Here is a 13,029-nt window from a genome sequence, read left to right as displayed (position 1 = left end):
TTTCGATCTCCTCATCTTGAATTAATTGAACGTTCGTTTTATTATTGTTCCGCGGAGGAGCTGACATGGCACGCACCACGGGGTCCGATGGCGAAAAGACCGAAGCGACCATCCGTGGGGCTGCGGTCAACCTCATCGCGCGCCTTGGTTACGAGGCGATGTCGATGCGCCAGCTTGCCGCCGAGGTCGGAGTCCAGGCGGCCGCGCTCTACCGCTACTTTCCAACCAAGGAAGAGCTTCTGTTCACGCTGATGCGCGAGCACATGGAAGATCTGGCCACAGCATGGGAAGCAGCCCGCCCGGCGAACGCAGATTCGGCGCAACTGCTCTCCGTCTATGTGCGCAATCACATCGCCTTTCACATCGAGCGACGGCACGCCACGCATGTGTCGAACATGGAATTGCGCAGCCTGTCGCCCGAACGGCTGACGCAAATCCTGCGCATGCGCACTGCCTACGAAAAGGAGCTGCGCGCCATCCTGCGCGACGGCGACGAGACGGGCGCCTTCAACATCGACGACACCGGGCTGACGGCCATGGCGCTGATCCAGATGATGACCGGCGTGATCGTCTGGTTTCGGCCGGGCCAGCGGCTATCAATCGCTGAAGTCACGGCGACATATCTTTCAATGACAATGCGGCTCGTCGGCGCGAAGATCGACGGCAGGGAGGAAAAGCATGTACACGAACACACTCAGCTTCGGGCATGACGAGGAGATCGAGGCGCTGCGCGACTTGGTGCGGCGCTTCGCCCAGGACCGGATCGCTCCGGTCGCCGCCGACATCGATCGCTCGAACGAATTTCCGGCGCATCTGTGGGGTGAACTCGGTGCGCTCGGCCTGCTTGGGGTCACGGCCGATCCCGATTTCGGCGGCAGCGGCATGGGCTATCTCGCGCATGTGATCGCCGTCGAGGAAATCTCGCGCGCTTCGGCCTCGGTCGGCCTCTCCTACGGTGCCCATTCCAATCTCTGCGTCAACCAGATCAACCGCTGGGGAACGCCGGCGCAGAAGGAAAAATTCCTGCCGCCACTGTGCTCGGGCGAGCGAGTCGGCGCGCTGGCGATGTCGGAATCCGGCGCCGGCTCGGACGTCGTCTCGCTCAAGCTGCGCGCTGAAAAGCGCAACGACCGCTACGTGCTCAACGGCACCAAGATGTGGATCACCAACGGGCCGGACGCCGAAACGCTGGTCGTCTATGCCAAGACCGCCCCGGAGCAAAACTCGCGCGGCATCACCGCCTTCATCGTCGAGAAGGCTTTTGCCGGGTTCTCCGTTGCGCAAAAGCTCGACAAGCTCGGCATGCGCGGCTCCAACACCGGCGAACTGGTGTTCAGGGATGTCGAGGTGCCCTTCGACAATGTGCTGCATGAGGAAGGGCGCGGCGTCGAGGTGCTGATGTCTGGCCTCGACTATGAGCGCACGGTGCTTGCCGGCGGCCCGATCGGCCTGATGGCGGCGTGCCTTGACGTGGCAATCCCCTATGTGCACGAGCGCAAGCAGTTCGGCCAGGCGATCGGCGAGTTCCAGCTGGTGCAAGGCAAGCTGGCCGACATGTACACGGTGATGAACGCCGCGCGCGCCTATGTCTATGCCGTTGCCGCCGCCTGCGACCGCGGCCAGACGACGCGCAAGGATGCCGCCGGCTGCGTGCTGTTTGCCGCCGAGAAGGCGACGCTGATGGCGCTCGACGCCATCCAGCTGCTTGGCGGCAACGGCTACATCAACGACTATCCGACCGGCCGCCTGCTGCGCGATGCCAAGCTCTATGAGATCGGCGCCGGCACCAGCGAAATCCGCCGCTGGCTGATCGGCCGCGAGATCATGGCGGAGGGGGTATAGCATGGCTACGCTGCAAACCCAGATATCCCCCTCCTCCGAAACCTTCCGTGCCAATGCCGAGCGCATGCGGGCGCTGGTCACCGACATTGCGGAGAAGGCGGCCACCGTCGAGCGCGGCGGCTCGGAGGAAGCGCGCGAGCGGCATGTTTCGCGCGGCAAGCTCCTGCCGCGCGAGCGCCTCGCGCAATTGCTGGATGTCGGTTCACCCTTCCTCGAGATCGGCCAGTTCGCCGCTTGGTCGATGTATGGCGAGGAGATTTCGTCGGCCGGCATGATCGCCGGCGTCGGCCGCGTCGAGGGCACCGAGGTGATGGTCGTCGTCAACGACGCCACGGTGAAGGGCGGCACCTATTACCCGCTGACGGTGAAGAAGCATCTGCGGGCGCAGGAGATCGCGCTGCAGAACAATTTGCCTTGCATCTACCTCGTCGATAGCGGCGGTGCCAACCTGCCCAATCAGGACGAGGTGTTTCCCGACCGGGAGCATTTCGGCCGCATCTTCTACAACCAGGCCAACATGTCGGCAGCCGGCATTCCGCAGATCGCCTGCGTCATGGGTTCCTGCACGGCGGGCGGCGCCTATGTGCCGGCGATGTCCGACGAGACGATCATGGTGGGCAACCAGGCGACCATCTTCCTCGGCGGTCCGCCGCTGGTGAAAGCAGCGACCGGCGAGGATGTCAGCGCCGAGGATCTCGGCGGCGCCGATGTGCACACCAGGCTCTCCGGTGTTGCCGACCACTATGCGCTGGACGACGACCATGCGCTCGCCATCTGCCGCCGCATCGTCAAAAACCTGAATCGGAACAAGACTGTAAGCCTAAACTTACAGAGATCGATTCCGCCGCTTCATCCGGCGGATGAACTCTACGGCATCGTGCCGACCGACCTGCGCCAGCCCTATGACGCACGCGAGGTGATTGCGCGCATCGTCGACGGTTCCGAATTCGACGAGTTCAAGCAGAATTACGGCACCACGCTGATCACCGGCTTTGCCCATCTCCATGGCATGCCGGTCGGCATCATCGCCAACAACGGCGTGCTGTTTTCCGAAAGCGCGCTGAAGGGGGCGCACTTCATCGAACTGTGCTGCCAGCGCAAGATCCCATTGGTCTTCCTGCAAAACATCACCGGCTTCATGGTCGGTCGAAAATATGAAGCAGGCGGCATCGCCAAGGACGGCGCCAAGCTGGTGATGGCCGTTGCCACCGCCCGCGTGCCAAAGGTGACGATCATCATCGGCGGTTCGTTCGGCGCCGGCAATTACGGCATGTGCGGCCGCGCCTATTCGCCGCGCTTCCTGTGGATGTGGCCGAACGCCCGCATCTCGGTGATGGGCGGCGAGCAAGCAGCAACGGTGCTTGCCATGGTCAAGCGCGAAGGCATCGAGCGCAAGGGCGGGGAATGGAGCGCCGAGGAAGAGGCGAAATTCAAGAAGCCGATCCTGATGAAATACGAGCATGAGGGCCATCCGCTCTATTCGTCCGCACGCCTCTGGGACGACGGCATCATCGACCCTGCGAAGACCCGCGACGTGCTGGCGCTCAGCCTGTCCGCCGCGCTCAACGCCGAAATCGAGGACACGCGCTTCGGCGTGTTTCGGATGTGAGAATGGACGGTCAACTTCGACGGACAAACGGCGGAACTATACCGGCAGGCCGTTGCTGCCGTGCGAAAAGGCTGAACTGTATGGACCAACCGATTCATCAGCATAGGCGGCTTCGAATCTCAAACAGTGAACTGGCGGCGAGGCAAAATATTCGATACTGCTTATCCAGCATGGGGCAATGGGGACGGGCTGGAAATGAAACTGAAATATTGCCAGGGAACGGCTGCTTCGATACTTTCAGTATTTCTAATATTAACCGCGACCGGCATCGGCTCGGCGGAATCGCTCGCGGGACGCAAGGGAGACGTGCGTTTTCCGCCGACCTTGGGTTCGGGCGAATGCAACGTTGCCTACAAGGGCTACGTCGCGGCGAGCGGCCATTCGGCTTACGCCACAACCTTTTATTCGCGTGTCGTCGACCTCTACATTGTCTGCGGGACGAAGCTCGACGCGCCGTCCCAGAAGGCGGCGGAAGAGACGGCGCTGCGCAATTGCCAGGCCGGCTTGACACGGTGGAAGCTCAAGACCGCGAGTGGCGGCTGCGCAATTTCGTCATCGAAATAGATACTACCGACCGCAAGGTAGAGCACTCCCTTGGTAAGGGAGAGGTCTACGCCGAGGGCTGGAATGGCTCGCTGGACAGTACCCCCCTCTGTCCTGCCGGACGTCTCCCCCGCATTGGGGGAGATCGACTGTCGCTATCGCTTTCGCCAAATTCCAACATTGAAAGTTCGCAGCGAGGGCAAAGCTGCCAATCTCCCTCCTTGCGGGGGAGATGTCCGGCAGGACAGAGGGGGGTGTTGAAGCGCCCTGCTTCCCATGGACTGCGAGCCTTACATGCGGAGGCTCCATGTTTGCCAAGATCCTGATTGCCAATCGCGGCGAGATCGCCTGTCGTGTCATCCGCACGGCTCGGAAACTGGGTGTGCGCACTGTCGCCGTCTATTCGGATGCCGACGCGAGATCCCTGCATGTCGAGATGGCCGACGAGGCGGTGCATATCGGCCCCTCGCGCGTCGGCGAAAGCTATCTGCGCGGTGATAAGATCATCGCCGCGGCCTTGACTACCGGCGCACAAGCCATTCATCCCGGCTACGGCTTCCTGTCGGAAAATCCCGATTTCGTCGACCAGGTGACGGCGGCGGGGCTCATTTTCATCGGCCCGTCGGCGGCCTCGATCCGTGCCATGGGGCTGAAGGACGCGGCCAAGCGTCTGATGGAAAAAGCCGGCGTTCCGGTCGTTCCGGGCTACCATGGCGAGGCGCAGGAGATCGTGCTACTTGCCTCCAAGGCACGCGAGATCGGCTATCCCGTGCTGATCAAGGCACGCGCTGGCGGCGGCGGCAAGGGTATGCGCCGGGTCGAGCATCCCGATGAGTTTTCCGAAGCGTTGTCCAGCGCGCGGCGCGAGGCGAAAGCTGCGTTCGGCGACGACCGTGTGCTGGTCGAAAAATATGTCGACAAGCCGCGCCATATCGAAGTGCAGGTGTTCGGCGACAATTTCGGCAACGCCGTGCACCTCTACGAGCGCGACTGCTCGGCGCAGCGCCGCCACCAGAAGGTGATCGAGGAATCGCCCGCGCCCGGCATGACCGAGGCTTTGCGCAAGGCGATGACGGATGCGGCGGTGAAGGCCGCCAAGGCGATCAATTATTCAGGCGCCGGCACCATCGAGTTCATCGTCGATGCCTCGCAAGGCCTGAAAGCCGACCGCTTCTGGTTCATGGAGATGAACACCCGTCTGCAGGTCGAGCACCCCGTCACCGAAATGGTGACCGGCACCGATCTGGTCGAGTGGCAGTTGCGGGTCGCCAGCGGCGAAAAGCTGCCGAAGACGCAAAGCGAGATCGCGCTTACCGGCCATGCCTTCGAGGCGCGCATCTATGCCGAGGACGCGGCAAAAGGTTTTCTGCCGGCAACGGGCACGCTGCATCATCTGAGATTTCCAGACGCGGCCCCGCAAGGCGCCACGATGCGCATCGAGACCGGCGTGCGGGCGGGTGACGCCATCTCGCCGTACTACGATCCGATGATCGCCAAGCTGGTCGTCCACGCCACGGACCGCCAGGCGGCTCTGGAAGCGCTTGGCGCGGCGCTATCCCGGACCGAGATCGCCGGCTCGACCGTCAACACCGCCTTTCTTGCCGCTCTCGCCGCCGATCCGGATTTCGCCGCAGGCGACGTCGACACCAGCCTGATTGGCAGACACCAGGCGGCTTTGACGATCGTCCCGCCGCCGAGCGGAGAAACCATAGCCGCGGCCGCAGTCGCAGCCTCGGGGGCCGGAGCATCGCCGTTGTCAGACGATCCGTGGTCGTCGCTTGCCGGTTATGCCCATTTCCACAGCGTGGCGCGACGCACATGGCTGAAGTTCGGTGAAGACGATATCGCGGCGAAGGTTTCGGTGCGGCCGGATGGGCGCTTCCAGGTCGCGCTGGAGAAGCCCTATGACGACACCAATTCGCATGATTTTCGCGCCGCGCCGCGCCTTGCCCGCTGGCCCGGCCACATCACCGTGTTCGAAGGCGCCGTTGGCTACACCTTCGCCGTGTCGGACCCGTTGGCACGGGCCGATGAGGCGGCGGCAAGCGCCGGCAGCCTGCGTGCGCCGATGCCGGGATTGGTCAAGCTGGTGCGCGTGGGAAAAGGCGATACGGTGATCAAGGGCCAGCCGCTGCTGATCCTGGAGGCGATGAAGATGGAGCACACCATCGCCGCGCCGCATGACGGCGTGATCGCTGAGATCGCCACCGAGGGCGCGCAGGTGACCGACGGGACGGTGCTGGTGCGGTTCGTCGGGGAACAAGCCGCCTCGACCGCTGTAGCCAGCTGACGGTTCGAAGGTAAAAAGAAATGGCCGGGACGGACCCGGCCATTTCTCTACGCTACTTGGTCGCCAAGTCGGCGATTACTGCGCGATCGGCGCGTATTTGCCGTCATGCCACTGGTTGATGTCGTAGCTGGCATTCTTGAGATCGCCCTTCTCGTCGAAGGTGACATCACCGACAACGGTGCTGATCGGCGTGCCGTTCTTCAACGCTTCGGCAACCTTGGCCGGGTCGTCGCTGCCGGCACGCTTGATGCCTTCGGCGAATGCCTGGATGGTGGCGTATGAGAACAGCGTGAAGCCCTCCGGCACGAAACCGCCGGCCTTGATCTTCTCGACGGCAGCCTTGGCTTCCGGCTTTGCCTGCGGATCCGACGGGAAGACGAACATGGTGCCCTCGCCGGCCGGGCCAGCGACCTGCCAGAATTCCGGCGAGGCGATGGAGTCCGGCATGATCAGCTGGAACTTCAGGTTCTGTTCCGCCGATTGACGCAGGATCAGGCCAGCTTCAGGATGGTAGCCGCCGAAATAGACGACGTCGGCTTTCAAGTCCTTGAGCTTGGTGACGAGAGCCGAATAGTCCTTCTCGCCAGCGTTGATGCCGTCATAGTAGACCTCCTTGAGGCCGCCGGCATTCATCGTTGCCCTGACGGCGTCAGCCACGCCCTGTCCGTAGGCGCTCTTGTCGTGCAGGACGACGACATTCTTGCCGGCAAACTTCTTGGCGATCCATGGGCCGATGAAGGCGCCCTGCGCATCGTCACGCGTGTATAGGCGCATGATCGTCGGCCAGCCGGCCTTGGCTGCCGCATCGGTCAGCACCGGGTTTGACGAGGCCGGGCTCATCATCAAGGCGCCGGCTTCGGCATAGACGGCCGAGGCCGGAATGCTCGAACCCGAGCAGGCATGGCCGTCGATGAACTTGACGCCATCGGCGACGACGCGGTTGGCAACCGACACGGCCTGCTTGGGATCGCACTGGTCGTCTTCGATATCAAGCTTGATCATCGACCCGTTGATGCCGCCAGCGGCGTTGATCGCGTCGGCAGCGGCCTGTGCGCCCTGCTTGAACTGATCGCCGATGGTGGCGAGCTGTCCGGTCATCGGGCCGATCACCGCAAAGGTGATGTCGTCGGCGAATGCGACCGGCGTGCTCATCATCAGGCCGAATATGGCCGCGTTTAGAATACTCAATTTTTTCATTGTTGTAGAACTCCTCCACTCACGCGCGGCCGCCCCGGCCCCGCTTCTTCCAGAGAGGCCGGACAATTTCATCCTTCATTCGGCCTGTCTAGGCGCATTGGCGCCGCTCGATTGGGCCTGCAAGACGTCATCAACGCAAAAAGCCACGCCAGCCTTGTTCCGGCTGGTCGTGGCTTTTTTGTCCGTCGAGCAATCTCCGGGCGCTCTCGCGCCTAAGAATCCCGCTCGCCTTCCCCGTGTCGCGCACAGCTGAGCCTTGCTGCCTGCCGCGTTCTTTCTCTTGCCTTCGTGACCGTCTTGCGCGGCCTTCGATTTCGCCGGGTCTGGCCGTCTGTGCGGCCTTGATCCCGGAGCTTCCCTGTCTTCGATGGACCTCTCTGCGATTGGCAGATTTCAGTGCATGGTCATCCATTCGCGGGCTTCGCGAAGCGCCGTGGCGATCTCGACCTTCGACATGGCGGCCGACAGTTCCGAGCGCAGCTCGGCGGCGCGGGCCGAGCCCTTGATTGCGGCGATGTTGAACCATTTGTGGGCGGCAACGACATCGGTCTCGCAATCGCGGCCGGTCGCATACATCATGCCCAATTCGAAAAGGATGTCGGCCTGGGCAGTTGCTCCCATGGCGCCGAAACCTGCTTCAAGCATTTCAAAACGTGCCATTTCAATCCCCTGTTTTCCGGCCCTGTCAGGCTCCCGAGAGCTGCCTTCTTTCGTCTTGCCGGCTGCTCTTCCGATGCTTTCGAGAATGCCGTGCAGGCTTGAATCCGTCGTTAAATGGCGTGCTTAATTTGAGGAAAACAAAGCTAAAACAAGAGGTAAACGCCGAAATTCGTTAAGGATACAAACCCAGCAATTCAGCCTGCTTGCGTCAAATTTGACGAAAGTTTTCTCACGCGGGGGCAAGACTTCGCTAACCACGGCAGACAAAGGCGATGCGCCGATCGTTTCATTTCGTCGTCGAGGAGGCGCTTTCAGGTGGCTTCAAAATCCGAAAGTCTTCCGCTACGGCACCGCTTTTGTTTTGCCGGGAGCTGGATTAGCTTACGTTTGCGTAAGCGGCAGACCGGCGAGGCGGAGCATCCGGCCGGACATCCACAGGGAGGAAGACATGTTTCGAAAACTGAGCCTGGCCCTTGCGGCCACATTGATCGTGCCGGGTGCGGCATGGGCCGATCCGATCGAAGGCAATTGGAAGACGCAGGCCGGCGAAACCGCGGCCATCGCCGGCGGCGGCTCGTTTTCCATCACCCTCAAGTCCGGGAAATATGCCGGCAAGACCATCGGCTCGCTCAAGGCGACGGGCGACAACAAATATGCCGGCAACATCACCGATCCGGCAAACGACAAGACCTATTCGGGCAAGGCGACATTGTCGGGCAGCTCTCTCAAGATGAGCGGCTGCGTGCTGGGCGGACTGATCTGCAAGAGCCAGACCTGGCACAAGCTCTGATCGACCGCACCCTTACGACATGATGACGGGGCCTCGACGGGCCCCGTTTTCGTTTTGTCGACACATCCTGCGCCGGTGATGCTCGATACCCGCCGGCGGCTATCCAAACCGACGCCGGCGCCGTCGAAACCCCGTCAATCATCTTGAACCGCAGATGAACGCCGGCATCAGAGCCGGTTCAGTTGCATCAGGGCATTCTCCGGCGTGTTGAAGGAGACCGACCCAATGCTTTCTCGCCGCTTCACCATCGTCTGCCTGCTGGTGAGCCTGTTTGGGATGTTCTTCGCCATCCTCGTCGCCGAAGCGGGCCGTCCGGCCCGCGCCTGGGACGAAGCCAGTTCCGGAACCTGCCGCCTCGCCTGCCCCACCCATCTTCGCAACTGAACAAAGAAACCAAGACCTCGAAAAGAAAAGCTGAAACACCATGAACCGCATCGCCGCCAACGCTCTCAAGACCCTTCGGCTTCTGCCGCGGGCGGCGCTTATCCTGGCGGTTCTGGCCGCTCCGGTTCTGGCCGTGCCGATGATGCGCTCCGATGCCGGCTCGACGATCGACGCACCTGCCCTGAAGAAGTCCGGCGTCGGCTTTGTGCTCCTGGTCAGCCTGCAGCGCGGTTGAAGAAAAACGGCGCTTTGGCCGCCTTCGGTCGCGACACCCCTCCCAAGTGCCGATCCAAGTCTCTATATTGAGCCATGGAAAAGCGAATCTACCCACAAGCCATCGAATCTGTCGTTATGCCGGAGCCTTTTGGCCGGCAAAGCTTTGATAGCGCCGAAAAAGCCGTCAAGGCACTGCAGGCGCTTTACGACCGCAACACCAAGTTCCTGCGCGACTCCTTCGCAGAGCTGGCGGCAGCAGGCGGCGACAATGGCAAGCGCTACCGGGCCTTCTATCCGGAGATCGGCGTCACCACCAACTCATTCACCCAGATCGACTCGCGCCAGGCCTATGGCCATATGCCGACGCCTGGGCATTTTTCCACTACCATCACCCAACCGGGCCTGTTCGAAAGCTACCTCGTCGAGCAGTTGCGCCTGATCATGCGCAATCATGGGGTTGCGGTCACGGTGTCGGAATCGACCACGCCGATCCCGCTGCATTTCGCCTTCCTTGAAGGCACCCATGTCGACGGCGCGACGGCGGAGCGCATCAAGCGGCCGATCCGCGACCTGTTCGACGTGCCGGATCTCGACGGCACCGACGACCAGATCGCCAACGGCACCTTCGAAGTGGCCTTTGGCGAGCCGAGGCCGTTGGCGCCCTTCACTGCGCAGCGCATCGACTATTCGCTGCACCGGCTGTCGCACTATACGGCGACCACACCGCAGCAGTTCCAGAACTTCGTACTGTTCACCAATTATCAGTTCTACATCGACGAGTTCGTCGCCCGCGCCCGCGACCTGATGGCCAATGGCGGCGGCGGATACACGGAGTTCGTCGAGCCGGGCAATGTCATCACCAAGAGCGGGCAAAGCGCGCCCAGCGAAGGCGTTGCACCGCCGCGCCTGCCACAGATGCCGGCCTATCACCTGAAGAAGTCGGGACATGGCGGCATCACCATGGTGAATATCGGCGTCGGGCCTTCCAACGCCAAGACCATCACCGACCATATTGCGGTGCTGAGGCCGCATGCCTGGGTGATGCTCGGCCACTGTGCCGGCCTGCGCAACACCCAAGCGCTGGGCGACTATGTGCTGGCGCATGCCTATGTGCGCGAGGACCATGTGCTGGACGACGATCTTCCGGTCTGGGTGCCGATCCCGCCGCTGGCCGAGATCCAGGTGGCGTTGCAGGAAGCCGTCGCCGAAGTCACCGGCCTTACCGGCTACGACCTGAAGCGCATCATGCGCACGGGCACCGTCGCCACCATCGACAATCGCAACTGGGAACTGCGCGACCAGCGTGGCCCGGTCCAGCGTCTGTCGCAATCTCGCGCCATCGCACTCGACATGGAATCGGCGACCATCGCCGCCAATGGCTTCCGCTTCCGCGTTCCCTACGGCACGCTGCTGTGCGTTTCGGACAAACCGCTGCATGGCGAGTTGAAGCTGCCCGGCATGGCGACCGAATTCTACAAGCGCCAGGTGGCGCAGCACCTGACCATCGGCATCAGGGCGATGGAGAAGCTCGCGGAAATGCCGATGGAGCGGTTGCATTCGCGCAAGCTCAGAAGTTTTTCGGAAACGGCGTTCCAGTAGGCCGATACCACGCATCGCGTAGGCATTTCTCATCTTGATTGGGCCGCATTTCTGCCGATAAGCAGGCGGCATGGAGAGAGCGAGCTTCGGGACATTGCTGATTTCGGTTGCATTCCTGGCAATGCTGGCCTGTTCGATCGCTCTGGTGGCCGGGTTTTTCGGAACGCTGCATCCCGCCTTCGATTCCTTCTCGCATTTCCGCGTCCACATTGCCGTGCTGATGGCGCTTTGCGCACTGCCGCTGCTGGCCACGACATTTCGCCTGCAGGCGGCCGTGGCACTGCTTTTTGCCTTGGCGGCCTTCGCCACCACTTCCGGCTCGCTGTCCTTCTCCCGCCTGTGGCCGGTTCAGGCCGCCTATGAAGCCAAGAACGAAGACCGCGCGATCTACAAGCTGCTGCAGATGAACCTGCGCTACGACAATCCGACGCCGAAGAAGGTGCTGTCGCTGATCGGCCGGACCAATCCCGACGTGATCACCCTGGACGAGGTATCGGCGATGTGGGCGACCGAGCTTGGCTATATCAGCAGCGCCTATCCATACCGGATCCTCTGTCCTTATCCCAACGGCATATTCGGCGTCGCGCTGCTCTCGCGGCGGCCCTTTGCCGCCGGCACCGAGGCGCGTTGCGAAAGGCGCGGCGCCATGGCGACAGCGACCGTCGACTTCGGCGGCATCGACGTCGATGTCGCGGCGATCCATCTCAGCTGGCCGTGGCCACGCGAGCAGTACTGGCAGATCGGCGAGTTGACGGAGCCGCTTTCCGCGCTCGGCGGGACGGCCATCATGGCAGGCGACTGCAATGCCGCCCCGTGGAGTGCCGCCGTGCGGCGGGTCGCGGCGCTTGGCGGGCTGACCGTGATGCCTTCCGCCGGCCCGACCTGGATCCACATCAAGCTGCCGGACTTCCTGCGGCGCTTCGCCGGCCTGCCGATCGACCAGGTTTTCAGCAAGGGCGGTGTGACCATCCATTCCGCGACACGGCTGGAAGACACCGGCTCGGATCACCTTCCGGTCATGGTGGAGTTCTCGCTCAGGCCGAACCAGCAAAAGCCGCTCGATGAACATGAAACCGCGACCGCGGCCATTGTTCAGACCGGCAAGACGCCAGGCTGATGGATCAGGGCCTGACCAAAGCGATGACGAGATGCTGGACATGGCCGCCGTCGCGATGCTCGCGCGCATCGAAAGCGAGCTGCTTGGCCTCATATGCGGCATTGGTGGCCTTGATACGTCGCTGTGCCTCGCGACGTGTCTTGTAGCAGAACCGGTCGTCGGCAATCCTGAGGCCGGAGATCGATCTTTCCGTGGCCCGCATCATCTCCCTGGCGATGCGGCCATGGGTTTCCTCATGGGCGCGGACGCCGGCGAAGAACCGCGTCCAGCGCTTCCGGAGCGTCGGCGTGGTGGCCGAGGCGACACGCGGAAACGTATAGAAGAGATTGAGCGTGCCGTTGGCACGCCGCAAGCGGCAAACGCCATTGTCCTGGCTGGTGTCAAGGTCCCAGTCCACTGCGTAGCCGGTCAGCGCGATGGCATGCGTCATGAAGCCGTGCTTCGGCCCCTTGCGGTCCATAGCCTGCATCAGCGCCAGCCCCGTGTTCCCGGTGATGTCGTAGGTCCGCGTCTTGACCACCACCCTGGTGCCGGCCGGGGCCGCCGAAGCCAAACCGAACAGCGCACCGATCGCCACAAGGCATGCCAGAACCGCCAGGCGCATTGGCCATCTCCTTATCGTCAAGGAATGGAACCATAAGCGTGCGGCAGTTTCAACAGTCCTAATGTTTCACATGCCACGGGAGACCCCGAGCCGTGAACTGACCCCCGAAAGTTGGACATCAACCTTCGGGGGTTTTCATGTCCAAACACAGCGAGAGTTTGAAGCGCACTGTTGTTGA

The 13,029-nt window shown here is 62.4% G+C and carries 13 protein-coding genes; 10 read left to right on the top strand and 3 right to left on the bottom strand.

What is annotated here, in order from left to right:
• Positions 1-65 precede the first annotated feature (65 nt).
• From NKI21_RS28215 to NKI21_RS28195, 5 genes are all read left to right on the top strand, one after another.
• Positions 66-710 carry a TetR/AcrR family transcriptional regulator gene (locus tag NKI21_RS28215; RefSeq protein WP_352868526.1) on the top strand — a complete coding sequence of 215 codons (645 nt, stop codon included), beginning with the start codon at positions 66-68 and terminating at the stop codon, positions 708-710.
• On the top strand, positions 679-1,842 hold the full coding sequence (locus NKI21_RS28210; RefSeq protein ID WP_352868523.1) for an isovaleryl-CoA dehydrogenase: 1,164 nt from the start codon (positions 679-681) through the stop codon (positions 1,840-1,842). Before NKI21_RS28215 ends, NKI21_RS28210 begins: the two co-directional genes overlap by 32 nt.
• A gap of 1 nt (position 1,843) precedes the next feature.
• Positions 1,844-3,451, top strand: a complete 1,608-nt coding sequence (locus tag NKI21_RS28205; RefSeq protein WP_352868521.1) for a carboxyl transferase domain-containing protein — start codon at positions 1,844-1,846, stop codon at positions 3,449-3,451.
• A 195-nt stretch (positions 3,452-3,646) separates the two neighbouring features.
• On the top strand, positions 3,647-4,015 hold the full coding sequence (locus NKI21_RS28200; RefSeq protein WP_352441363.1) for a hypothetical protein: 369 nt from the start codon (positions 3,647-3,649) through the stop codon (positions 4,013-4,015).
• A gap of 286 nt (positions 4,016-4,301) precedes the next feature.
• A complete protein-coding gene (locus NKI21_RS28195; RefSeq protein WP_352441281.1) occupies positions 4,302-6,284 on the top strand; it encodes an acetyl/propionyl/methylcrotonyl-CoA carboxylase subunit alpha in 1,983 nt (660 codons plus the stop codon).
• A gap of 75 nt (positions 6,285-6,359) precedes the next feature.
• Here NKI21_RS28195 and NKI21_RS28190 read toward each other — a convergent pair whose 3' ends face one another.
• Positions 6,360-7,481 carry an ABC transporter substrate-binding protein gene (locus NKI21_RS28190; RefSeq protein ID WP_023812840.1) on the bottom strand — a complete coding sequence of 374 codons (1,122 nt, stop codon included), beginning with the start codon at positions 7,479-7,481 and terminating at the stop codon, positions 6,360-6,362.
• Positions 7,482-7,874: 393 nt separating this feature from the next.
• The gene (locus NKI21_RS28185) at positions 7,875-8,141 is read right to left on the bottom strand and encodes an SEL1-like repeat protein (RefSeq protein WP_013532614.1); all 267 of its coding nucleotides are present in this window, start codon (positions 8,139-8,141) and stop codon (positions 7,875-7,877) included.
• Positions 8,142-8,589: 448 nt separating this feature from the next.
• On the opposite strand from NKI21_RS28185, the gene NKI21_RS28180 reads away from it, so the two are divergent.
• From NKI21_RS28180 to NKI21_RS28160, 5 genes are all read left to right on the top strand, one after another.
• Positions 8,590-8,931, top strand: coding sequence for a DUF2147 domain-containing protein (locus NKI21_RS28180; protein WP_352441282.1), 342 nt, complete (start codon positions 8,590-8,592; stop codon positions 8,929-8,931).
• A 225-nt stretch (positions 8,932-9,156) separates the two neighbouring features.
• On the top strand, positions 9,157-9,315 hold the full coding sequence (locus NKI21_RS28175) for a hypothetical protein (RefSeq protein ID WP_352441283.1): 159 nt from the start codon (positions 9,157-9,159) through the stop codon (positions 9,313-9,315).
• 40 nt (positions 9,316-9,355) lie between these two features.
• Positions 9,356-9,550 carry a hypothetical protein gene (locus NKI21_RS28170; protein WP_127292634.1) on the top strand — a complete coding sequence of 65 codons (195 nt, stop codon included), beginning with the start codon at positions 9,356-9,358 and terminating at the stop codon, positions 9,548-9,550.
• Between the two features lie 116 nt (positions 9,551-9,666).
• Positions 9,667-11,130, top strand: coding sequence for an AMP nucleosidase (locus NKI21_RS28165; RefSeq protein WP_245486076.1), 1,464 nt, complete (start codon positions 9,667-9,669; stop codon positions 11,128-11,130).
• Between the two features lie 70 nt (positions 11,131-11,200).
• Positions 11,201-12,247, top strand: coding sequence for an endonuclease/exonuclease/phosphatase family protein (locus tag NKI21_RS28160; RefSeq protein WP_352868518.1), 1,047 nt, complete (start codon positions 11,201-11,203; stop codon positions 12,245-12,247).
• A 4-nt stretch (positions 12,248-12,251) separates the two neighbouring features.
• Here NKI21_RS28160 and NKI21_RS28155 read toward each other — a convergent pair whose 3' ends face one another.
• Positions 12,252-12,851 carry a DUF922 domain-containing protein gene (locus NKI21_RS28155; RefSeq protein ID WP_352677431.1) on the bottom strand — a complete coding sequence of 200 codons (600 nt, stop codon included), beginning with the start codon at positions 12,849-12,851 and terminating at the stop codon, positions 12,252-12,254.
• Positions 12,852-13,029 lie beyond the last annotated feature (178 nt).

The organism is Mesorhizobium sp. M0715, from assembly GCF_040320355.1.
GTDB lineage: Bacteria > Pseudomonadota > Alphaproteobacteria > Rhizobiales > Rhizobiaceae > Mesorhizobium.
This window is presented reverse-complemented; position numbering and strand designations above follow the sequence as displayed.